Source organism: Alkalibacterium gilvum, from assembly GCF_900109085.1.
Classification (GTDB): domain Bacteria; phylum Bacillota; class Bacilli; order Lactobacillales; family Carnobacteriaceae_A; genus Alkalibacterium; species Alkalibacterium gilvum.
This window is the reverse complement of record NZ_FNYW01000016.1, coordinates 17,360-40,404: the sequence shown is the minus strand read 5'-3', so window position 1 is coordinate 40,404 and position 23,045 is coordinate 17,360. Positions and strand designations below refer to the sequence as shown.

The following is a 23,045-nucleotide window of genomic DNA, read 5'->3' as shown; positions in this document are numbered from 1 at the left end:
GACTACTACGATAAAAAGTACAATGAAGTACCAAAAGCCCAGCACAAGCGAGCCCTCGTCTTAACAGCACGAAAATTTGTGCGTCTGGTGTTTGCACTCCTAAGCAATCACCAACTCTATATCGCCAGATCGGAGGCGATAGAGTCTTAAGAAAAGTGTTTTCTTAAGGGCGGATATCCGGAAGTTAAACCGAACGTATTTTCGGATACGTGACGGTTTAGTTGAGTGCGGCTTTTTTTATCGAATATTACTGAAATCTCTTAATCTTTGTTCTTGACTTACCACCATAATGCTTTTAGTAAACAGTTGGCTGTTTGGGTATGATTTCAACATTATCAATTCGATACTCATTATTTCTTTCAATAAGAGTAAATTGATAGAAATAATCAATGACAACAGGGTCATTCTCTTCTACTTGATAACTAACTTCTGATACATATATAAATTGGTCGTCACCTTGCAGGCTTTGATAGACTTGTTCGTTTGAAGTAGAGCTTTGAATAGCAATACTAGGGTCTTCGTCAGTCCCTACTCCCTGCAACAATTCGGTACTTTCGACTGTAAAGTAATTTTCCGCTTCTTCTAACCGTTTGTTGTAAGTTTCGTTTGTGTAATTCAACATATTCTTAAATGCTGTTTGAATGAATTGGACTTTCTCTTCTACATTCGGTACTTCTTGAACTTCTTCACTTTCATAGTCTTGTTGAGTTGTGAGTGCAGACACTTCTTCTTTTAATTCAGTGTTTTCAGAATATAAGCCAACTACTGAAACAACACTTAACAATAGTAAAATTGACAAACCAATCAACCCGATATTCTTATTCAATAATTATCACTTCCCTTTCTTTCAAGGTAAAAGGTCAGTATGATTTTTTACCTTGAAACGTTTAATGCGGGGAAAAATCTACAAAATGACGAGGGTTTACTTGGTTACCTTCTCCGTTATGCACTTCAAAATGCAAGTGAACACCGGTGGAACGTCCAGTTGTTCCTGTCAGGCCTATAATTTGACCTTTATCAACGAGTTCCCCAATATTCACACTTGGCGGTTGTGAAAGGTGCAAATATTGCGTGTGAAGAGTATTTCCACTGTCAGAAACATATTCATCATGGCGTATTCTTACCATAAATCCACCTGTAGGGCTAAACCCTGCATAGACAACTGTTCCTTCGCCTGCTGAAGCAACCGGCAAGTTAGTTGCTCCAAGTGGGGCTAAATCAATACCCTTGTGCATTCTTCCCCAACGCCACCCAATTTCTGACGTCACAACGTATTTGTCCTCTTGACCAAAGTAGGGGTTTTGGAGTTGACCAAATGCCGTATCCTTTCCGAGATTACCTAAAGATTCGCCTAAATATCTCTTTACATGAGCAACATAATTCGGATCGCCGTAAACAGACCATCCCAGTTGAGCTTTCATTTGATTGGAAAATTCTTGTGCAAGTTCACCCGAATGTTTGCCGCCGTTTTGCGCCACGAAGTTAATGTAGCCATTCCCCATGTTATAAGCTTGAATGGCGGTATCGACATCAACCCCTGCATTTTCTGCTTGTGTCATGACTTCATCAAAATACCGCACCCCTACTTCAATACTAAAGAGAGGATCTTGAATGGTATTCGGTGGCAATCCTAAACTTTCACTTGCCTGCATAATATCTAAAGAAGCTGTTCCGCCACTTTCTTGTGTGGTAATGGCCAACAAGACATGTAGATTGTCTGCTCGGCCATATTTGGCAAGTTCTTGTTCAATGTAAGGTTGCCACTGTAATACGGATTCTGGTACTTCTCCTGCACCATATGAGCCTAGATTATCTTGTCTTTGCTCTTCACGTTGAAAAAGTAGCGTGACGATAATGAGGAAAAAGAGAAAAAGAACCACAATTCCTATGCCTATCCATTTTCCAAAACGTGATAAGAAAGTGAGTTTTTTCATGAAATCAAACTCCTTTCTTTACTCTTCTTCATTAGTCAATTCATTTAGTTGCTTGTTTAGTTCGTCTATTCGTTTATTGATTTCATCAATTCTGTCTGTATCATCTTCTTCGTTCAGTCCGTCTTTTTCTTTGTTCAAATCATCAATTTCTTGTTGTAAGTCTTTTCTTTTTTTGTCTGCTTCTTCGCCTTGAGTTACTGCTTCAGCAATTACTGTGAGTTATTATGTATTCAGCATGTAATTGTGCGCTTCGGACAGTTCTCGATAGGATTATGGGCGCAGTGGTCGAAGTTTGCCGTCTTCGACACTTTCAAGTCATTTAATCTTGGGCAACCGTCGAACACGGGGGTAGTTCGGACAGTTCCCGATAGGATTATGGGCGTAGTGGTCGAAGTTTGCCGTCTTCGACACTTTCGAGTCATTTAATCTTGGGCAACCGTCGAACACGGGGGTAGTTCGGACAGTTCCCGATAGGATTACGGGCGTAGTGGTCGAAGTTTGCTGTCTTCGACACTTTCTGCTTTCCAAAACAATCAAATTGGCCGAACTTCTCATATTTTTAGATAAGCGTCTTAACTCCGAATATACTTAATGAGAAGATGTGAGTTTTAAACGACTCTTCTAAGTTAATCATTTTCTATCTGCCTTTAATGTTCGTGTTTTGGCGCATCCAAACAATGACAAAGCTCTTATAACTAGTTAAAGACCTATAAAAACTAACAATGAAAACAAAAACTTTTATTATATTTAGATTAGATTTTATAGGTCTATCTTTTAAAAACAATACTAAAAAAATGTCATTCTACATTAACATGTTAGCTTTTGTTTGCGCTATCTCTTTTTTTAAAAACAAAAAAATCTTTTCATTTAAATCTAATAATTGAAAAACACTAAAATATCCTTTGACCCCCATCGTTCGGTTTGATAGACTAATCCTTAAAATCAAATACCGATTCGATGTAAACCTTAAGGAGGACGATCACTAATGTCTAAATGGGAAACAAAATTTGCTAAAAAAGGACTTACCTTTGACGATGTCTTATTACTACCGCAAGAAAGTCATGTCTTACCGAATAATGTTGATTTAAGTGTTCAACTTACGGACAAAATAAAACTTTCAATGCCTATTCTTAGCGCTAGTATGGATACTGTGACAGATTCACGTATGGCTATAGCTATGGCCCGCCAAGGTGGTCTAGGAACCATCCACAAAAATATGTCCATCGAAGAACAAGCTATGGAAGTGCGTAAAGTAAAACGTTCAGAAAACGGCGTTATTATTGATCCCTTCTACTTAACACCAGAACATTTGATATCAGATGCAGAAGAATTAATGTCTCGTTACCGTATAAGTGGTGTTCCTCTAGTCAACTCCATGGATGACCGCGTTCTCGTTGGTATATTGACGAACCGTGATCTGCGCTTCTTAACTGATCACACACAGAAAATTAGTACTGAAATGACTGATACAAATCTCGTCACAGCGCCCGTAGGTACTTCTTTAGAAGAAGCTGAAAAAATTCTCCAAAAGCATAAAATTGAAAAATTGCCACTCGTTGATAAAGACGGCCGATTAAGTGGCTTGATTACAATAAAGGATATTGAAAAAGTTGTACAATTCCCAAATGCAGCTAAAGATGAACATGGACGTTTACTCGTTGGCGCAGCTATCGGTGTAACGAGTGATTCCTTCGAACGTGCGCAGGCACTCGTAGATGCTGAAGTGGATGCGATTATTATCGATACTGCTCACGGGCACAGCGCAGGTGTTATAAGAAAAATCAAAGAGCTACGTGAAACCTTCCCAGATGTTGCCTTGATAGCTGGAAATGTTGCGACGGGCGAAGGAACACGTGCTTTATTTGAAACAGGTGTGGATATGGTAAAAGTCGGGATCGGTCCTGGCTCTATCTGTACCACCCGCGTTGTTGCTGGTGTTGGTGTCCCACAAATCACAGCTATATACGATGCTGCAACAGTTGCTAAAGAATTCAATAAACCCATCATTGCAGACGGTGGAATCAAATATTCTGGCGATATCGTCAAAGCTCTTGCGGCAGGCGGACATGCTGTTATGCTTGGAAGCCTCTTAGCCGGTACAGACGAATCACCTGGCGAATTCGAACTTTTCCAAGGACGTCGCTTCAAAACGTACCGTGGCATGGGTAGCTTAGGCTCCATGCAAAAAGGGTCTAGTGACCGTTACTTCCAAACGTCAGTAAACGAAGCCAACAAACTTGTTCCAGAAGGTATCGAAGGTCGCATCGAATATAAAGGAAGCCTTCAAGAAGTTATTTTCCAGATGCTAGGTGGTCTACGTTCAGGCATGGGCTATGTTGGCGCAAAAGACATCAAAGCTTTACGTGAAGAAACGCAATTCGTTAAAATGAGCGGTGCCGGCCTTAAGGAATCGCATCCTCATGATGTCCAGATTACAAAAGAAGCACCCAACTATACTATGCGTTAAGCATTGATCGACTATCTGAAAGGTGGAAAACGAGTGGCTTCAATTATTGATACAACAACATTAGAAAAATTAGTGGTTTTAGATTTTGGAAGTCAATACAACCAACTGATCACACGTCGCATTCGAGAATTCGGCGTGTACTCGGAATTACTTCCGCATACAACAACAGCAGAAGAACTGAAAAATATGAACGTTAAAGGTATTATTTTTTCCGGTGGACCCATGAGTGTTTACGACGAGAACTCTTTCTCTGTTGACCCAGAAATATTTAATTTAGGTATTCCAATTTTAGGGATTTGCTACGGCATGCAGCTGATGACTTACATGCTTGGTGGCGAAGTGAAGCCAAGTAAGAACCGCGAATATGGGAAAGCAGAAATTTCAATTAGTGATCGCACCGCAGATTTATTTACATCTCTTGAAGCAGAAGAAAATGTCTGGATGAGTCATGGGGATTATGTGACTACTCCACCAGAAGGCTTTACAGTCACTGCATCCAATGATTACTGCCCCATCAGTGCGATAGAAAATAAAAACAAGAACTTTCATGCCGTTCAGTTTCATCCAGAAGTGCGTCATACTGAACACGGCAACGAACTACTGCGTAACTTTGCCTTCAACGTCTGTGAGTGTTCAGGCAACTGGAGCATGCAAAACTTTATCGATATGGAAGTTGAAAAAATCAGAGACTTAGTCGGCGATAAAAAGGTTTTACTTGGCTTGTCCGGTGGCGTTGATTCTAGCGTAGTCGGGGTACTCTTAAATAAAGCCATTGGCGACCAGTTGACGTGTATCTTCGTTGATCACGGCCTTCTCCGTAAAAATGAAGGCGATCAGGTCATGAAAAGTTTAGAAGGGAAATTCGGACTAAATATTATCCGTGTTGATGCCAAAGACCGCTTTTTAAGCAAACTGGAAGGTATTTCTGACCCTGAGCAAAAACGTAAAATTATCGGAAACGAGTTTATCTACGTCTTCAATGATGAAGCAGCCAAACTTGATGGCATCGACTATCTGGCTCAAGGAACCCTTTATACCGACGTCATCGAAAGCGGCACAGCGACTGCTCAAACGATCAAGTCCCACCACAACGTTGGCGGGTTACCAGAAGATATGACTTTCGAGCTCATTGAACCGTTGAACGCTTTATTCAAAGATGAAGTACGTGAACTGGGCCTCGAACTCGATATGCCTGAGTCCCTCGTTTGGCGCCAGCCTTTCCCGGGACCAGGCCTTGGCATCCGCGTCATTGGTGAAATCACTGAAGATAAACTGGAAATCGTCAGAGAAAGTGACGCAATTTTGCGCGACGAAATCAAAAAAGCCGGCTTAGACCGCGACATCTGGCAATACTTCACGGTCTTACCTGGCTTCAAGAGTGTGGGTGTGATGGGTGATGCGAGGACTTATGACTATACTATAGGTATCCGAGCTATCACCTCGATTGATGGCATGACTGCAGACTTTGCCCGCATACCGTGGGACATCCTGCAGAAGATCTCGGTCCGCATCGTCAACGAAGTCGAACACGTCAACCGAATCGTGTACGATATAACCAGTAAGCCACCTTCCACAGTGGAGTGGGAGTAGATTCATAAAACCTTACTCTTTATTAAGGATAATCTATAAATACAACTATCGCTATGCTATGCTTATCTATAAATAGGAGGTATTAGCGTGGCGATTATTCTAAAAAGAAGTTCAGATTTTTTTGCTTCATTTTTTAAATTAAGCGTAAGATTAAATGAGAATAAGGTAGGAAAAATAGCTCAAGGCGAGGAGAAAGAATTTCCTCTTACGAATGGCCGTTCCACCCTGCAAGTTAAACAACTTGGTAGTAAAAGTAACAAGCTGACTGTTACCGATGGCGACTATATTAAAATTAATTTAGCTTCTTGGGTGTTTTGGGAGTTCATCAGTTTATTTATCTTAGGTGTCATAGTGGGTAACCTTACCGGACCAAGTCAATGGATCAGCTTTTCTCTCATTATTATAGGCTTTTTCATATTCAATTATTTCGTTGATACTTTCAAGTTAACTAAAATTGATAACGACTAAAAAGAGACATCCTCTAAATTGAGGGATGTCTCTTTTTCACTATACATAATATCTCTAAAGTAGAATGATTAGTAAGTATCTTTTTCGGTAATACCTTTTAATCCTGTTTGAAAAATATGCTGAGCATGCATTACGCTTTTAAATATAATCTTTCTTCATTAAACGGAGTCATTAGAATCTTGTATCAAACGCAAGCGATCAGGAAAATCCGTGATAATTCCGTGGAGCCCTAGAGCGTTTGCTTTCTCTAAATCTTTCTGCTCGTTTACCGTCCAAGTATTGATACACAGGCCATGAGTATTGGCCGTTTCTATAATTTCCTCTGTAAGATTGTTGGCTTTTAAATGGACATAATCAAAACCCATTTCTTTTGCCATTTTGATGGAATCTTCATCATACTTAGAAAGAAGTAGACCTGTTTTTATTTCTGGGGCCAATATTTTCATACGATTCAAACTATTTTCAAGAAAAGAAGAAATGATTATTTGTTCACCAACTTTATGCGTCTGAATAAGTTCAGCTACACGAAGCTCCAACTGATAATTTTTTTTAATACTTTTAAGCTCGATATTTGTTATGATTGGTTTGTCTTTTGCCCATTCAAAGTATTCTAATAGGGTTGGAATAATTGTTTGTTCAGTCTTTCTTTCTAGGGTGTTATCACGCATTGGATAAGTTTTCAACTCTTCAAGCGTGTAATCATGAAGATTTCCTTTTGCACCAGTCATTCTTTTTAGTTTAGAATCGTGAAAAATAACGACTTCTCCATCTTTAGCCAAGCGAACATCCAACTCTATCCCATCGGCTCCTGCTTCATAAGCTTCTTTAAAAGCCCTCATTGTATTTTCTGTGTATAATGCGCTAAACCCTCTATGTGCAATATTTAAACTTTTCATATTATTCCCACCCTTCTACTCACTTAGCACTATATCAAACTTACAGATAAGTTTCACTTCATTTCACAGAAGATTTCTTAAGTAATTAAACGGGTCTTATTCATAAATGAAATTAGACACGCGTTGATCGGCTTTTCAAATAACGCGTAATCACTTCTTTGTCTGAATTCGGACAGTCCTGTGATTCCAACAGCTTTAACATGACGAACTTGGGCTTCTTCGGACACATTCTACCTTCACCAATGCTAATTAACGTCGAACATTAGCCACCTTCGGACAGTCCTGTGATTCCAACAGCTTTAACGTACCGAACTTGGGCTTCTTCGGACACATTCTACCTTCACCAATGCTAATTGACGTCAAACATTAGCCTCCTTCGGACAGTCCTACGATTCCAGCAGCTTTAACGTGCCGAACCTGTGTATCTTCGCTTAAAGGTAGACTTGACCTTAAATCACAAAACAGATTAAAAAAACTCTTGATTCATCATAATTTGATGAACCAAGAGTTTGACTATTTTTATTTTATTTGCGTGGTTTTAAATCTTCAACGGAGTCGATATCCATATATGCAGGGACAATAATAGTATTGGCAACACCTGACATGTTTGGTCCGAGATCTTCAAATTGGCCTTCAAATTTTTCGTAGTAAGCACCAAAACTTGTTGGTAACCAAGGTGAGAGACTGGCATCTCCTTCATCTTCAGAAATAGCCTGGAACATTACGACTGGGTCTACGTTTGTGAGATCCACTTCATAGCCTAAGTCTTGTAAAACGATTGCCATAACATTTGATGACGCACGTTCAGTATCCCAAGGTGTAGAAATCAGATGAAAGCTTTCACCGTCAACTTCTTCACTGCCTTCTGTCCATTCCGCAATTTTATCACCATTATCGTCTACCCAATTTTGAGCCGCTTCTTCAAAAGGTATCTCCTGGGCGTCAAGCATGACTTCCTGCATATCTTCTATATCCCAGTTGAATCGGTCCAAGATTTTGTATGCATTCGGCTTATCTTCTTCTAAGCCTTGACGAGCGATTGTTTTAATTGTTTCTTCTTCACCTAACGAATTCTTAGGGTCATCCAGTATTTTTAAATCGTGTTCCGCAAAAATATAATGAGGACTCCAGGCTGTAGCGATGATCGGCTCTTCATTTTCGATTGCACGATCAAGTGCTGTAATCATTCCTGCTGTAGAACTCTTATTAATTTCCCAGCCCTCTAAATTATCATAATCTTCAATCATACCGAGAGTTAATTCTGTTATTCCCGATCCTGCTTCAATTCCTGTAAAGGTGTATTCAACGGCTTCAGAAGCATTCTCTGCCTCATCTTGCGTTTCATCTCCTGATTCACACCCTAACAAAATGAATGAGATGGGTAACACAGTTAGTAATCTACGATATTTTGACTTCTTCATTCTTGACCTCCTAGTAATATCGCACGTTATAAGTTCAATAGACATATATTATTGAGTCATTTTTCATTTCGAAAAATGTTTACTTAAGACATGCACACGCATGATACTAACACATGTAAAATGTGCATTCAAATATTATTTTCTATTATTTAATATTAATTTTATGCACATTAAAAAGCTTCAGAATCAATATATATATACATATAAAACGCATACATGCATGTTCATTTTTTTTGTTTTTAATAATAAAAAACAGCCTCTCTCTATCATTTGAGAAGGCTGATTTCGTTCTTTATCTTTTACTATTATTAAAATAGCCACTTACATACATTTTTACAGTTGCTTCGTTAATGTCACACACGGTTCCCCGTCTTCTTCATAAACATCTGAGCTTACTGTATATCCCAATTTTTCATAAAATTTAGCCGCTGAAAGTTCACCATGTATCACTGATTTGCTGCATCCATTACTCTTCCCACGCGACTCAAGCTCCTTAACGATAACTTTCCCAAGTCCTCTTTTACGGTATTCTTTTAGTACTGCGATTCTCCCAGGACGTATAGTTTCAGTATTGATCTGGTGATACCGCCCTGTCGCTATGGGCTTTTCATCATCGTAAACAACTACATAAATTGTTTCATCTTGATCCAAAGAATCAAATTCTTCTTTTAGAGATATATTTCGTTCAATAACAAAGACTTGCATGCGTACATATAAAGCAGCTGCCTGATTCCAATTTTCACTTCCAACATGAGTATTCACTACCCCACACCCTTTTTTAGAAAATAGACTTCTTATTTTACCTGTACTCCCTCTTAAAATAGTATATCATAGAGGGCAGAAGGAATTACTTAAAAAGAATAGTTACAATAATAAGAAACAATAAAAAAAGTTAAAAGAGGGATACTATGCGAAATATAAAAATGACGATCGAATACGATGGTAGCCGCTATTTAGGCTGGCAGCGTCTGGGAGATTCAGATAAAACAATTCAGGGGAAAATTGAAAAGGTCCTTTCACAGTTACTTGGTACGGAGATTGAAATCGTGGGTTCAGGACGTACAGACGCCGGCACGCATGCAAGAGCACAGATCGCTAATTTTAAAACAGATAACACTTTGGGATTAAAAGCTATGCAGGAAGTCCTGATCAAAAACCTTCCCCAGGATATTATCGTAAAAAAACTGGAAGAAGTACCCGAACGCTTTCACTCCCGCTATCATACCAGCGGAAAACAGTACAGTTATTATGTCTGGAACCAGAGCATACCTTCAGCCTTTGAGCGCAACTATAGCTTTCACTATAGTGAAAAACTGGATATAGAAAAAATGCGAAAAGCTGCTAAAAAATTAACTGGACGACATGATTTCCTAGGTTTTTCAGCGCTTAGAAAGACAAAGAAATCAACCGTTCGTGCTCTAGAGAAAATCACGATCGAACAGGAAGAGGATTTGCTGCATTTTACCTTTATCGGCGAAGGTTTCTTGCATAAAATGGTCAGAATTTTGATTGGGACACTTTTGGAAATCGGTACCGGTACATTAGAGATGGATGCGATCGACGATATATTTCAAAGTGGTAAAAGACAAGATGCCGGTATGGCTGTCCCCGCACAAGGTTTATTTTTAGATGAAGTGTATTATGATTAACTTTTCTATTTGCATTCACACTATTTAGTGGTTGATAACAAAATGATATATATACAGTATTTACATTGCGTTTATGTATACACTAAGGTATAATATATCTACACAATGAGAAAAGAGGGATAATAATGCTTAATAAAGACGATATCAATACTATAGGATCCTATAAAATCAGAAAATCGGGAAACAGTGATATCACTACTGTACCAAAGGATGTAAAGGAAACCTTAGACCTTGAAACAGGCGATCAAATTGAATACATCATCGATTCAAAAGGATCTGTCTCACTAAGAAAAAAAATAGAAAAGCAAGATATTGATGCTCTTATAGCTGAAAGTGTAGCACAATACCATGAACTATTAGAAGAGCTTGTTGAAAAATGATGAATTATCTTACAGCTGAAGACATTATAAAAATAAATGTGTATGTCATTAAAACCTTTTCCCCCAAAGAACCTATCGGAGTAAAAGACGCCAATGCTCTGAAAATGGCAGTAGCTCAAACTAGACAAGTCGTCTTTGAACAAGAGTTATATCCTTCAGTAATAGAGAAAGCTGCTATCCTGATGATCAATCTAACTAAACGTCATCCTTTTCATAACGGCAATAAGCGAACAGCCTGGGTAGCAATGGATCTTTTTCTGAAAACAAACGGTTACACTACATCATTCCCAGCTAAGATAGGAATAGATTTTATCCTTCAGATCACAACATCTAATGAACCTTTTGAAAAATTAAAAAAAGATACTGTTGATTATTTAAGAAACAGTGGATATGTAAATAAAAACTAGAACTTACTATATAATAAATTCAGGCTATCTTTTAATAAAGATAGCCTTTATAACTATCATTATGTATGATATATTTTACATTAGGTTATATAAATCTTACTGAACGGAGTATGCTTATGGCCAAAAACTTAAAACTTAAAGCGGCCAGAGCCAGACTGGATCTGTCTCAACAGGACTTGGCTGACATGGTGGACGTCACGCGTCAGACAATAAGCGCTATTGAACGTGGAGACTATAATCCCACCATCAATCTATGTAGACGAATATGTAGGGCACTAAACGTCACACTTAACGACTTATTCTGGGAGGATAGTTAATATGAACGATTTTGATGAATATCAGAAATTAATACGCTATCAATACGGTACTTATTCTTTTATACTTTTATTGGTACTCACTTTTGTAAATTATTTCCTGAGTTTTATTTTTGAAATTCAGTGGGCTGAAACGAAAGAACTTGAATTTATGTTACTCGCATTTATTTCAGTATTATACTTCACAGCCATGAGTGTGTATAAAGGTGCTTATTTTCGAAAAAAACAAAGGCCTATTGTAAATGCCTCCTTATTTACTTTGGTTGGCTTGATTAATATCTATATTTCTGTTTCTTCTTCTACACCACTTATTAAAAATGGGCAGGTTACATTTAATAGTATTACTCTAGTAAGTGGCTTATTTTTGATTACTGTACCCATCGCTTATCTTACAAGAATTATCGTTGAAAAAAGAAAAGAAGCAGAATAATTTGACAATAAATAATATTTTTCGGAACATTAATAGGATAAATCAATTAATTTAGCAACCGTTCAAAAACAGAAAACAAACCGGAGGAGAATACTATGACTGAATCGATTTTAGCTATCACCGGACCTACGTCAGGAATCGGGCGTGCGACTGTTAAAGAACTTGTTCATGATTTTGACCGAATACTTTTGTTGGCTCGAAATCTAAAAAAAGCTGCTTGTCTGAAAAAAGAACTTCTTGACGTAAATCCTAAGGTAAAGATAGAACTCATCGAATGTGATTTGAGTATACTCACCTCTGTAAGACAAGCTTCACACACAATCACTTACAAGTATAATCATATAGACTGTCTGATAAACAATGCTGGTATTGTTAAAACATCACGCAGAGAAAGTATGGATGGCTATGAATTAATGATGGCTACTAATTATATTGGTCCTTTCCTTCTTACTCATGAACTTTTGCCAATTATTATGAATAGTGAGCGTAAGCAAATTACTGTGGTATCTTCTGGTGCTTATAAATTCGCGCCTATGAAAAAACCATTTTTCAAACCTAAACACTTTAATCCTATTTCTGGTTACGGAAGATCAAAGTTGGGTACCCTTTATCTCGCTCAAGAACTTTATGAATTCTATTCCCGTAAAGGTCTCAGAGTTACTGCGGTTCATCCAGGTGCCGTTTCCACAAATATAGGTAAGGATAATGTGAGTAAGCAATTAGCTGATACCATCTTTAATTTATTAGATCCTTTCTTTGTAAGTGTTGAAGAAGGAAGCCAATCTGTTATCAAAGCTGTCCGACAACCTGAAAAATACGCAGGCTTTTATTCAGATCAAGGCGAAATCGCAGCAGTCAAGCAATATGGTAGTGACTTCAAAATGCGCCGTGAATTTATCGATGCCACTTTAAAAGAGCTGGATCTACAAGCCCTTTAACTTTATAACTTCGATTATTATTTCCATTTATATATTCAAACAACCCCTTACTGTCGACCAGGAATCACAGTAAGGGGTTATTAGTTTTATACTTTTCAAAGTCATTCATCATGGTTCCCAGTTCGCGTTAAAGTAAGGATGACCTTCTTGTGGTCGATTTACCAGTTATCAAAAGTACCACTTCATGGTCATTTGTACCTGAATGCCTAATAAGACTTTATTTATTAGACATCCACAACGCGATTAAGCTAAAATAAGAGTACAAATAGAAGACTTTCTACTATTAGGAGGAATTATATGTCGCAGTTAGAAAATATCATAACCGATGTTTCCCGACTTTTTATCGGGGAGGCTGTTCCGGATTTCTATTATCATGATACCTATGTAAAAAATATCAAACCGGTCTATGCTGTTGCTTTACCAAAATCTCATGAAGAAGTAAAGGCACTCGTTCGTTTTGCTATTGAAAAAGATTTAGTTATCATTGCGCGTGGTGCTGGTTCGGGTGTTGCTGGAGCTCAAGTTCCGATCAAAGGTAATGAATTGATTATCGATCTACATTTAATGAACAGAATCATTCAACTAGATGAAGAGACATTAACATTAACGGTTGAACCAGGTGTCCTGATTGGTAATATCCATGACTTCGTTGAAAAGAAAGGCTATTTTTACCCACCAGATCCTGCCTCTAAACACTCAACAATCGGTGGAAATGTAGCAACAAATGCCGGCGGTCTTCGTGCAGTAAAGTATGGTACAACACGGGATTACGTCAGGGAGATGACTGTCGTCTTACCTGATGGTGAGGAAATGACTTTAGGTAGCTTGAATATCAAGAGTAGTTCTGGCTACGATTTGAAAGATTTATTTATTGGTTCAGAAGGGACTCTAGGCATCACGACCCACCTCCGTCTCAAACTCATCCCTTTACCAAAAGCTAATGTGACCATCCTTCAAGCTTTAGAAACAGCACAGAAGGCTACCGAAGCGACTTTGGAAATTTTAAAAAGTGGTGTAGATCCTTCAGGCGTCGAACTTTTTGAACGCTCCGCTCTACACTATGCTGAAGAGAACTTGGGTTATCCTTTAAAATCACAAGTCGGTCAGGCATATCTCATGATCAGTCTGGACGGAAATGATCAAAAAGAACTAGACGGACGCATTGATACCGTACAATCTGTAACGAAGCATCTGACGCTGGAAAGTCATGCATTGAATGCTGAGGAAGCAAAGAAAAATTGGGCCCTACGTGATAATATTCTGCTTGGTTTAACTAAGTTTACTGAATTCGAACTTTTAGATGAAGTGGTCCCCATCAATAAATTTGCGGAACTCATCGAGGCTACTAAAGCGATGCAAGAGAAACATGGTCTGAATGTGCTAAACTTTGGACATGCTGGCGATGGAAATGTGCATACGCTTCTAATGAAAGATGATTTAACTGAAGAAGCATGGACTAAAAAAAGAGCAGCTTTGCTTAAAGATCTCTACCATAAAGTGGATACCCTCGGTGGCTTACCTTCTGCAGAACATGGTATTGGAATCGTAAAAAAAGAATACATGGATAATATGACCCAAACTATTAATTTAGAGTATATGCGCCAAATTAAAAAGATTTTCGATCCAGAAAACCGGTTGAATCCAGATAAAATATTTTAATAATAAAGCACCCAATCCATTTTAGATTGGGTGCTTTCGTTTTTACTTATATAAAGGGATACGACTTGTTAATTCACGAACAGATTGCTTTATTTCAGCTAATTTTTCGTCATCGTCTTTATTTTCCAAAGTATCGATAATCAATTGAGCGACCTGTTTGCTTTCTTCTTCTTTAAATCCTCGTGTGGTGATTGCCGGTGTTCCGATGCGGATACCACTGGTTTTGAATGGGCTGAGTGTTTCAAATGGAATTGTATTTTTATTAACTGTGATTCCGACTGTATCAAGTAATGTTTCTGCCTGTTTCCCATTTAATCCAAAATCTGTCACTTCAATGAGCAGTAAGTGATTATCCGAACCACCACTAATCAAACGTCCCTTTGATTCTTTAAATACCTCTGCCATCGCTTTGGTATTTGCCTTGATTTGTTGTATATATGATTTAAATTCCGGCTGTAAAGCTTCTTTAAATGCAACAGCTTTTGCGGCAATAACGTGTTCAAGGGGACCACCTTGCGTTCCTGGAAAGATTGCACTATTTAACTTTTTAGCATATTTTTCTCTAGCTAATATCAATCCGCCTCGTGGCCCGCGTAAGGTTTTATGTGTCGTGCTTGTAATAACATCGGCATAAGGAACAGGGTCTGGATGTTCTCCCGTTGCAATAAGACCAGCGATATGAGCCATATCAACCATCAAAATAGCATCCACTTCATCAGCTATTTTTCTGAATTTTGAAAAATCAATCTCTCTTGAATAAGCGCTATATCCTGTAATAATCAATTTCGGCTTATGCTTCAAAGCTAAGTCTCTAACTTGATTAAAATCAATGGTTTCAGTTTCCTTATCAACCCCATAAGGTATAACATTATATAATTTCCCACTGAAGTTTACCGGAGACCCATGGGTTAAATGACCACCATGACTTAAGTCCATTCCCATGTACGTATCACCTGGCTCAAGAAATGCTTGGAAAACAGCCGTGTTTGCTTGGGAACCTGAGTGTGGCTGAACATTGGCATATTCAGCACCAAATAATTCTTTTACTCGATCGATGGCAAGATTTTCTACCACATCAACAAATTCACATCCACCATAGTATCGTTTTCCAGGATAGCCTTCTGCATATTTATTTGTCAGAATACTACCTTGAGCATCCATAACTTCCTGCGAAACAAAGTTTTCTGATGCTATTAATTCAACATTTTCCTCCTGGCGATTTTTTTCTTTTTCAATTGCTTCAAATATTTCTTTATCGTAAATTTTTTCTGTCATTATTTACCTTCTCCTTCATTTACCTTACTCACCTGATTATAGTACACTTTAACTCACTTACATAATTATTATGCAATCAAACTATCGGAATAATCTATATGTCAATTCTGAATTTCAGCTGTGATCGCTTCGCGAAAATATTTTGGATAACTGGGCATATCTTTTGGAAAATCACTTTTAGTTTTTGCAAAAGATATTGTGTCGCCCGAATCTACTGAAAAATAAACCAAGCCATTCTTTTCTTGTGAATCTGACCATTTTAGCGTTCCTTTATTTTGTTTGATTGCAACATCTTCAATTATAAGGGTCACATTCCCCTCTTTGTCGTGAGCATCTAGCCATCTGTCTTCAAGCGATGAGCGCTCTTCTTCTCTTATTGCCAATCGTTCATTGGAAATTTCCAGTCGCGTCTGGAAGAACATAATTATAACTGCTCCTATCAGCACAATGGCTCCCAATGCTCCAATAGCAATGCTACTATAAGCAAAAAACTTCTTCATTGAATCTAGTGCCTCCAATAACTGTTCAAAAGTCCCAAAAATATTTCCTATTCTATTTTATCACTAATTATTAATGATTCATATCCTGTAAAGAAAGAACTTACTTAAACGTATTGTCTTATAAATATTTAGACATTTTTATTACACGGTTGAAAATCAGATTAAAAAAAGGAGAAACACTCATGTGAGTGCTTCTCCTTAAGTCATTGCGTGAATAGTCATTAAAATTTGAGTGTTGTTCCGATATCTTTTTTGATAGCAGCCTCATATATACGTTGAGCTGTTACTATATCCAGAACAGCATTCCCCGTTGTATTGAAGAAAGTAATTTCCTCTTCTGTTTCTCTTCCTGGAGTCTCATTATTAATCAAGTCACCAAGTTCTCCCGTGACATCTTCTAAATTAAATAGTCCCTTTTCAACAGGTTGGGTGAAATTGCCACTTTCTACAAGAGCATCTCTTGTATCACAGTACACCTTCCCCGCATTTTGTAGAATCGCCGTGTCAATCTCAGCCATTTCTGGAGTAAATGATCCGACACCATTAATATGCGCTCCTGGCTTAACCCATTCACTTTCAAATGTTTTAACTGGTGAAGTTGTCACTGATGTAATCACATCAGACTTTTTAATCGCTTTTTCTATATCAGAGACAGCCTCAACAGTTGTCCCATATTTTTCGCCGTACAGAGTAGTCATTGTTTCAGCAAACTCTTCTGCACGTTCAAAATCGATGTCAAAAACATACACTTTTCTTATAGGTCGTACTGCCAATACAGCTTCAAGTTGCGTTTCAGCTTGTCCACCGGTACCTACTAATGTGAATACAGAGCTATCATTACGTGCCAGTAAATCAGTCGCAGCACCCGCCACAGCTCCTGTGCGTAACTGAGTTAGATATGTCCCATCCATTATTGAACACACTTGACCTGTTTCAGTATCAACAAGCACCATCGTTGCTGGCACACTTGTTAAACCTTTTTCGATATTTTTAGGGTAAACACTCACTATTTTCACACCTAAGGCATGTGCTTTAGCTGCATAGCCAGGCATATAAAGACTTCGGCCTTCTTCTTCTGGAACATCTAGATTGATTCGTAAAGGAATATCGACTTCTTCAGCAGAATAAAGAGCAAGTGCATCTTTGTCAGCTTGAATAGCTTCTTTCATTTCAAAAACGTGTTTCATTTCTTTTTCTTTTAAGACTCTCATTTCCATTGTTTAGTTCCCTTCCTTTTTAAAAGTGATGATTTTTATTTTTTAAACAGTTTTCAAGTTAGCTGCTTTTTCTTTATGCAGATCATGGATCATTGAAATGACACTATATAGAATAACGCCTAGAACAACCCACTGTAAGACATTTGTGTTCAGACCTTTAACCAAGAATGCAGCAACTAATACGCCTATAACACCGAAAGTTGCAGAGAAAAATGTGATTTTACGAGAATAAGAATTCAATTTTACGAATTGAATACTACCTACTGGAACAGAGAATGTACAAGCACCCATCATGATTGGGAATGCTACAGCCGGGTTTAACCCAAATGCATAAACAGTTGCCATAGTTAGTGCATAAGATCCAATACCAATATTATTTAAAGCACCGTAAATCATTGATAATACACCTAACATAATCAAGCTAAATCCTTGAAGAGATGTTTTGTTTCCGCCAGAAGGATAGACACCTAATTTACCAGCTAAAATAAGTCCACCAGCAACGATCAAGCCAGCAATAACAAATTTTTTAATAGTATTTTTAGGTAATTTCACTACGAAACGCGGACTGATATAAGCTCCGACTACTTGTGCAACGATAGGAATAAGTAAAGTAGCGATTCCTACTTCTATAGAAGAGATGTACGCAAGAGCCATAGCTGCAACTGGTACAACACAAGCAGTATTCAACGTCCCTGGTAACTTCTTATCTCCTACCCATTTCGCCTTAGGATAGAGAGAGGCGCCGATAGCAAAGTCCGATATCCCAAAAGTTGAAAGGAAAAAGATGAAGAATTGCGATATAGCCATAAGGATAGGATTACCGGGTTCATTTGCTAACTCACTTCTATTTTTGGTGAAATCTTTCACAATCTGTAATATAAAAGAACCATTTACTAGGACAATAAGTGTAAGAATAATAGGTAATAACATTTTTTGTTCCTCCATTTTTTATAAATTATATTTTAAATTGAAAACAAGTTGCGAAGACCCTTCATGTCTTCACCGTATTGATTTTTTATTTGTTCAGGAAAGTTATCGATTAAACGCAGACAATACGCATCGTGTATAACATACTCACTCGCAAAAAAAGAAAGGATCGGATTTTTTGTATGAATCGCTTTAGGTTTACCCTTAAATGGAACGGTTGCATATAAAACATCTGCCCTATCAGACACGATCGTAATCCACCTATGACCGATTTCGCTTAATTTATCTTGTTCAAAACCATGAGCATAATAATTTGTAAGTGTTGTTTGATATTCTTTGTGACGATCATACAGAACGATGACGACATCGTCTAATTCTTGTTGCTTTTGATTGATCAGAGCAGTTAGCTCATCGTCCAATTCATCTACCCATACTTGAATTAGTAAACTAGACTTAGCTTCTGACACATGCATTTTTATCTTAGAAAGTATACTTCGCCATTCCTCTAATTCCCATATCGTATGATTACTTTTTTCCATAGAAATTAAGGCACTTTCCTCTTTAAATGTGGACAATGTTTCTTTGAACGAACTTTCCAAAAGGGCAGATAGTTGTTCAGGAGAAATCGCCTGATATAAAGAAGAGTTTTCAGCAGTACTTTGTTCGACAACGCCTTGAGACACAAGTGTTTCTAAAATGCGATAAATTTTAGAGCGGGGAACACCAGAAACCTTGCTCAATTTGTAGCCTGTACAAGAACCATTTTCCAGTAACGCTATATACACTTTAGATTCATACTCTGTAAATTTTAATTTCTTTAAAACGTTTATTAAACTTTCCATAATTTAACCCTTTCTAGAAGTTATTTATCCTGAGCTCTTAGGAAAAAACTTTTAAAAATATAGGCGATACCATTAGTAGCTCCTATTAATTCATAGTATAGCCCCACCCTAATAAAGAGTCAATAGCAAATGTGAAACAAAGCACATTTATTTCATTTTTATATAAAATCAATTAATTTAAATATGTTTTTTACCTTAATCAAGAGGAAAAAAAGAACTATATTGCTGGTGCAAAAAAACACAAGCACTCATAAATTAATACATAAATTATAAAGGTACACACTGAATTTATCTTTTATACTACGTTGTAAAAGAAAGTTAAAAACATAAAGAGACTAGGATATATTACTTCCCCAGTCTCTTTGTATCAATCGATTAGTTTTAACGTTTTAACTCGTTTTTCTAAGTAAGTGGCATCATTTAATAGAGTATAAGTCATTATATCTAATACAAAATGAGTTGCCAGCTGACTATTAATGAATTTTTCATCTTGAATCATTGCCTTCTGTGATGTAAATAAAACAATATCAGTGTAGTCAATCAGCGGTGTATAGTCATGATTCGTTATCGCATAGACTGGGATATTTAAATTTTTCGCTACTTCACACGTTTTCAAAACAGCTGGCGTTTTTCCAGAATTCGAGAGAACGATAAGCGCGTCATCCTTATTAAGTAAAGACGTTCGCATCATCATCATATGAGGATCTGTTAGCGCATCTGCATTGATTCCCATTCGTGTTAAGCGATATTTAAATTCGATAGCTGTTAGACCCGAATTTCCAATGCCACAGATTAAGACTTGCTTTGCTTTTTTTATTCCATTAGCGACCTCTGACACATCGTTTATATCAAGAAGTTCAGAAGCTGACTTGGTTAATTGACTGTAGTAGTTAGAGATGATTTCTGTAACATTTTTCTCCGACTTTTCTCCAACCTCTTCATATGTATCCTCTCTGGATATCATTGCTTTGAATTCACCAAAACTACTGTACCCTAGTTTGGTAATCAGTCGTGAAACTGAGGCATTTGACGCTTCTGCTTTTTTTGAGATATCACTTATACCCATTTTACTCATATCTGTTTTATGATTCTTGATAAAATCTGCGATTCGTTTTTCTGTGGTGGATAATAATTCTTCTCTTTGCATTAGTCTATTTATAAATACAAAGTCATTCATCCCATCTCTCCTAACCTATTTTAGTATTAAACGACTTATATTTGCTTACCTGTCTGCTTTTTATATATTCAAAGTAATGTTAATTATAACATTAACCGTTTATTCTTTTCTAGATTACTCTCCCATTTGTATCATATGAAACTTGAAAGACAAAGAGCACACTCAAAGTAGTTTATGACTACAATGACTATGCCCTTACTTTTATTTACTTAACCCGTTTACTCTAGCTATTTACTTGTTTAATTGAGTCAACAAATTGCTTAGCTATAAGCTGAGGTCTTGTGATTGCACTTCCTACAACAACCGAGTGAACGCCAATTTCAAAACATCTTTTAGCTTTTTCAGGTGTATCTATTTTACCTTCTGCAATAACAGGTACAGATACTTTTGAGACTATTTCTTTTAAACGCTCAAAGTCATTATCAGCTATATTATCTCCAGTTGAATATTCTGTGTATCCCATAAGTGTTGTCGAAACACAATCAAACCCCATTCGTTCAGCTGCCAAAACTTCTTCGACAGTAGATGCGTCAGCCATAAGAGGTATCGATGGGTATTTTGCCCTGATTTCGTTGATAAACGCTCCCAGCGATTCTCCATTTGGTCGAGGTCTATCTGTCGCATCCAATGCAATCATGTCACATCCAGATTCAGCTAATTCATTTATTTCTTCCATTGTTGCTGTAATAAACACTTCAGAGTCATCGTAATCTCTTTTTACAATACCAATAACAGGTAAGTCTGTTGTTTTCTTAATAGCCAAAATATCTTGTTTAGAATTTGCACGAATGCCTAGAGCCCCTGCCTGATCCGCAGCTACTGCCATACGTCCCATGATGAACGAGCTGTGGAGTGGTTCATCTTCAAGTGCTTGACAGGACACGACAAGTCCTGATTTTATATTATCTAACATTATTATTCTCCTAACACTTCTTCTATTTCATTTTTTATTACAGATACGTGTGGACCGTAAATAACTTGAACGCCATTACCTTTTTTTACAAGTCCTTTACTTCCTGTACTTTGAAGTCCTTTTTCATCTACTTGCTCAGAATCTTTAACCGTTACCCTTAAACGTGTTGCACAATTATCAACATCGACAAGATTTTTTGTTCCACCAAGCGCTTCAATAATTGCGTTAGCACGGTCGGATCCTTGATTTGTAGTTACTTCCTCCAATTTTTCTTCTCTTCCAGGTGTTTTGAAATTGAATTTTTTGATTAGGAAAGTGAATGTAAAGTAATACAGGAAGAACCAAACGATTCCAATCAAGATGACAACAATCCAGTTTGTACGCTCATTCCCCTGCAAAACACCAAACAACATAAAGTCGATGAATCCGCCTGAGAAGGTCTGGCCAATAGTGATTTCAAAAATATGAGCCAACATAAAGGCAAAGCCATCAAAGACTGCATGGACAACGTAAAGAACAGGAGCAATAAATAGGAAAGAGAACTCTATTGGCTCAGTAATTCCAGTCAAGAATGAAGTTAATGCAGCAGATAGCATTAATCCGCCAACATTTTTTTTGTTTTCAGGTTTTGCTGTACGATAAATAGCTAATGCTGCCCCGATAAGTCCAAACATCATTGTTATAAATCTTCCAGACATGAAGCGTGATGTTCCAATAAAGAATCCTTGAGTAGATGGTTCAGCTAATTGAGCAAAGAAAATATTTTGTGTTCCTTGAACAACTTCCCCAGCAATCTCCACTGAGCCACCCAATGCTGTCTGCCAGAATGGTAGATAGAAAATATGATGTAGCCCTAAAGGTCCAAGCATACGTAAAATAAATCCATATATAAATGTACCAATGTAACCCGTAGCATTTACAAGTTCACCTAGATTAGATATAAACCCTTGGAAGAATGGCCAAACAAAATACATTGCGGTCCCTACGAGAATAGCTGCTATTGAAGTAACAATCGGAATAAAACGTGATCCTCCAAAGAAGCCTAAGAATTGTGGTAACTCAATTTTGTTGTATCGATTTAACAGCCATGATGCAACAATACCTATAATAATACCACCGAAAACTCCCATCTCTAGTGATTGAATCCCAACAGTCATCCCTTGACCAACTGCGGCCAAATTATCTACTGCTAGCTCACCAGTGATGGTTAGAATTGACTGGATTGTTGCGTGCATAACAAAATAACCAATCAAAGCTGCTAATCCCGCTGTTCCTCTATCTGACTTAGCTAATCCTACTGAAACACCAATCGCAAAGATAATAGGTAGATTGGCAAAAACAATCGATCCTGCCCCAGCCATTATTGTAAAGACAGCTTGTAACCAGGCTATATCCAATATTGGATAAGCGTTTACAGTATTCGGATTAGAAAGAGCCCCTCCAATACCCAATAACAATCCAGCAGCAGGCAGTATAGCAATAGGTAACATAAATGACTTACCAAATTGCTGTGCCTTTTCAAAATATTTACTCATTTTATCTCCTCCAAAAGTTTTTTCTTATTCATTGTAATCTTTGAAAATATTTTCGTCAAGTTTTTTTTGATGAAAATATTTTTACTTCAAAAAAACACCACCCTCC

23 protein-coding genes and 1 pseudogene are annotated in these 23,045 nt (G+C 37.5%); 11 read left to right on the top strand and 13 right to left on the bottom strand.

The window, feature by feature from the left end:
• Nucleotides 1–150, top strand: a pseudogene (locus tag BMX83_RS10745) (IS110 family transposase); the annotation flags it as partial.
• 145 nt (nucleotides 151–295) lie between these two features.
• Here the strand turns inward: BMX83_RS10745 and BMX83_RS05565 are convergent.
• Complete coding sequence (locus BMX83_RS05565) at nucleotides 296–826, bottom strand: hypothetical protein (RefSeq protein WP_091634490.1); 531 nt, start codon at nucleotides 824–826, stop codon at nucleotides 296–298.
• Between the two features lie 61 nt (nucleotides 827–887).
• Nucleotides 888–1,934: a lysozyme family protein gene (locus tag BMX83_RS05560; protein ID WP_091634487.1), complete on the bottom strand. Its 1,047-nt coding sequence runs from the start codon at nucleotides 1,932–1,934 to the stop codon at nucleotides 888–890.
• 985 nt (nucleotides 1,935–2,919) lie between these two features.
• Here BMX83_RS05560 and guaB point away from each other — a divergent pair.
• From guaB to BMX83_RS05545, 3 genes are all read left to right on the top strand, one after another.
• The gene (gene guaB / locus BMX83_RS05555; RefSeq protein WP_091634484.1) at nucleotides 2,920–4,401 is read left to right on the top strand and encodes an IMP dehydrogenase; all 1,482 of its coding nucleotides are present in this window, start codon (nucleotides 2,920–2,922) and stop codon (nucleotides 4,399–4,401) included.
• Between the two features lie 33 nt (nucleotides 4,402–4,434).
• A complete protein-coding gene (gene guaA / locus BMX83_RS05550; RefSeq protein WP_091634480.1) occupies nucleotides 4,435–5,991 on the top strand; it encodes a glutamine-hydrolyzing GMP synthase in 1,557 nt (518 codons plus the stop codon).
• A gap of 87 nt (nucleotides 5,992–6,078) precedes the next feature.
• Entirely contained in the window at nucleotides 6,079–6,459 is a 381-nt protein-coding gene (locus tag BMX83_RS05545; RefSeq protein WP_091634477.1) for a hypothetical protein, read from the top strand.
• A 158-nt stretch (nucleotides 6,460–6,617) separates the two neighbouring features.
• Here BMX83_RS05545 and BMX83_RS05540 read toward each other — a convergent pair whose 3' ends face one another.
• The 3 genes from BMX83_RS05540 to BMX83_RS05530 all read right to left on the bottom strand — a co-directional run bounded on the left by BMX83_RS05540 (nucleotide 6,618) and on the right by BMX83_RS05530 (nucleotide 9,538).
• A complete protein-coding gene (locus BMX83_RS05540; protein ID WP_091634474.1) occupies nucleotides 6,618–7,355 on the bottom strand; it encodes a glycerophosphodiester phosphodiesterase in 738 nt (245 codons plus the stop codon).
• A 524-nt stretch (nucleotides 7,356–7,879) separates the two neighbouring features.
• Nucleotides 7,880–8,776 carry a glycine betaine ABC transporter substrate-binding protein gene (locus BMX83_RS05535; protein WP_091634471.1) on the bottom strand — a complete coding sequence of 299 codons (897 nt, stop codon included), beginning with the start codon at nucleotides 8,774–8,776 and terminating at the stop codon, nucleotides 7,880–7,882.
• Nucleotides 8,777–9,109: 333 nt separating this feature from the next.
• Nucleotides 9,110–9,538, bottom strand: a complete 429-nt coding sequence (locus BMX83_RS05530) for a GNAT family N-acetyltransferase (protein WP_091634468.1) — start codon at nucleotides 9,536–9,538, stop codon at nucleotides 9,110–9,112.
• Nucleotides 9,539–9,684: 146 nt separating this feature from the next.
• Here BMX83_RS05530 and truA point away from each other — a divergent pair, with 146 nt between their 5' ends.
• The 7 genes from truA (at nucleotide 9,685) to BMX83_RS05495 (ending at nucleotide 14,553) form a co-directional block, all read left to right on the top strand.
• Complete coding sequence (truA, locus tag BMX83_RS05525) at nucleotides 9,685–10,425, top strand: tRNA pseudouridine(38-40) synthase TruA (RefSeq protein WP_091634466.1); 741 nt, start codon at nucleotides 9,685–9,687, stop codon at nucleotides 10,423–10,425.
• A gap of 125 nt (nucleotides 10,426–10,550) precedes the next feature.
• Entirely contained in the window at nucleotides 10,551–10,805 is a 255-nt protein-coding gene (locus BMX83_RS05520) for an AbrB/MazE/SpoVT family DNA-binding domain-containing protein (protein WP_091634463.1), read from the top strand.
• Complete coding sequence (locus tag BMX83_RS05515; RefSeq protein WP_091634500.1) at nucleotides 10,805–11,212, top strand: type II toxin-antitoxin system death-on-curing family toxin; 408 nt, start codon at nucleotides 10,805–10,807, stop codon at nucleotides 11,210–11,212. Before BMX83_RS05520 ends, BMX83_RS05515 begins: the two co-directional genes overlap by 1 nt.
• Before the next feature lie 116 nt (nucleotides 11,213–11,328).
• Nucleotides 11,329–11,529 carry a helix-turn-helix transcriptional regulator gene (locus tag BMX83_RS05510; RefSeq protein ID WP_091634460.1) on the top strand — a complete coding sequence of 67 codons (201 nt, stop codon included), beginning with the start codon at nucleotides 11,329–11,331 and terminating at the stop codon, nucleotides 11,527–11,529.
• Between the two features lies 1 nt (nucleotide 11,530).
• On the top strand, nucleotides 11,531–11,956 hold the full coding sequence (locus BMX83_RS05505) for a hypothetical protein (protein WP_091634458.1): 426 nt from the start codon (nucleotides 11,531–11,533) through the stop codon (nucleotides 11,954–11,956).
• 95 nt (nucleotides 11,957–12,051) lie between these two features.
• Nucleotides 12,052–12,894 (top strand): SDR family NAD(P)-dependent oxidoreductase, encoded by an 843-nt coding sequence (locus BMX83_RS05500; protein WP_091634455.1) that lies wholly within the window; start codon nucleotides 12,052–12,054, stop codon nucleotides 12,892–12,894.
• Nucleotides 12,895–13,191: 297 nt separating this feature from the next.
• The gene (locus BMX83_RS05495; protein WP_091634452.1) at nucleotides 13,192–14,553 is read left to right on the top strand and encodes an FAD-binding oxidoreductase; all 1,362 of its coding nucleotides are present in this window, start codon (nucleotides 13,192–13,194) and stop codon (nucleotides 14,551–14,553) included.
• A 42-nt stretch (nucleotides 14,554–14,595) separates the two neighbouring features.
• Here BMX83_RS05495 and glyA read toward each other — a convergent pair whose 3' ends face one another.
• The 8 genes from glyA to ptsG all read right to left on the bottom strand — a co-directional run bounded on the left by glyA (nucleotide 14,596) and on the right by ptsG (nucleotide 22,939).
• On the bottom strand, nucleotides 14,596–15,831 hold the full coding sequence (gene glyA / locus BMX83_RS05490) for a serine hydroxymethyltransferase (protein WP_281242058.1): 1,236 nt from the start codon (nucleotides 15,829–15,831) through the stop codon (nucleotides 14,596–14,598).
• A 98-nt stretch (nucleotides 15,832–15,929) separates the two neighbouring features.
• Nucleotides 15,930–16,328, bottom strand: a complete 399-nt coding sequence (locus tag BMX83_RS05485; protein ID WP_091634447.1) for a hypothetical protein — start codon at nucleotides 16,326–16,328, stop codon at nucleotides 15,930–15,932.
• A gap of 221 nt (nucleotides 16,329–16,549) precedes the next feature.
• Nucleotides 16,550–17,539 carry an ornithine cyclodeaminase family protein gene (locus BMX83_RS05480; protein WP_177170510.1) on the bottom strand — a complete coding sequence of 330 codons (990 nt, stop codon included), beginning with the start codon at nucleotides 17,537–17,539 and terminating at the stop codon, nucleotides 16,550–16,552.
• A gap of 48 nt (nucleotides 17,540–17,587) precedes the next feature.
• Nucleotides 17,588–18,475 (bottom strand): sulfite exporter TauE/SafE family protein, encoded by an 888-nt coding sequence (locus tag BMX83_RS05475; RefSeq protein WP_091634440.1) that lies wholly within the window; start codon nucleotides 18,473–18,475, stop codon nucleotides 17,588–17,590.
• Nucleotides 18,476–18,507: 32 nt separating this feature from the next.
• Entirely contained in the window at nucleotides 18,508–19,314 is an 807-nt protein-coding gene (locus tag BMX83_RS05470; protein WP_091634437.1) for a TrmB family transcriptional regulator, read from the bottom strand.
• A gap of 367 nt (nucleotides 19,315–19,681) precedes the next feature.
• A complete protein-coding gene (locus BMX83_RS05465; RefSeq protein ID WP_091634434.1) occupies nucleotides 19,682–20,491 on the bottom strand; it encodes a MurR/RpiR family transcriptional regulator in 810 nt (269 codons plus the stop codon).
• A gap of 223 nt (nucleotides 20,492–20,714) precedes the next feature.
• Nucleotides 20,715–21,404 (bottom strand): N-acetylmannosamine-6-phosphate 2-epimerase, encoded by a 690-nt coding sequence (locus BMX83_RS05460; RefSeq protein ID WP_091634431.1) that lies wholly within the window; start codon nucleotides 21,402–21,404, stop codon nucleotides 20,715–20,717.
• Between the two features lie 2 nt (nucleotides 21,405–21,406).
• A complete protein-coding gene (gene ptsG / locus BMX83_RS05455) occupies nucleotides 21,407–22,939 on the bottom strand; it encodes a glucose-specific PTS transporter subunit IIBC (RefSeq protein WP_091634428.1) in 1,533 nt (510 codons plus the stop codon).
• Nucleotides 22,940–23,045: the final 106 nt, after the last annotated feature.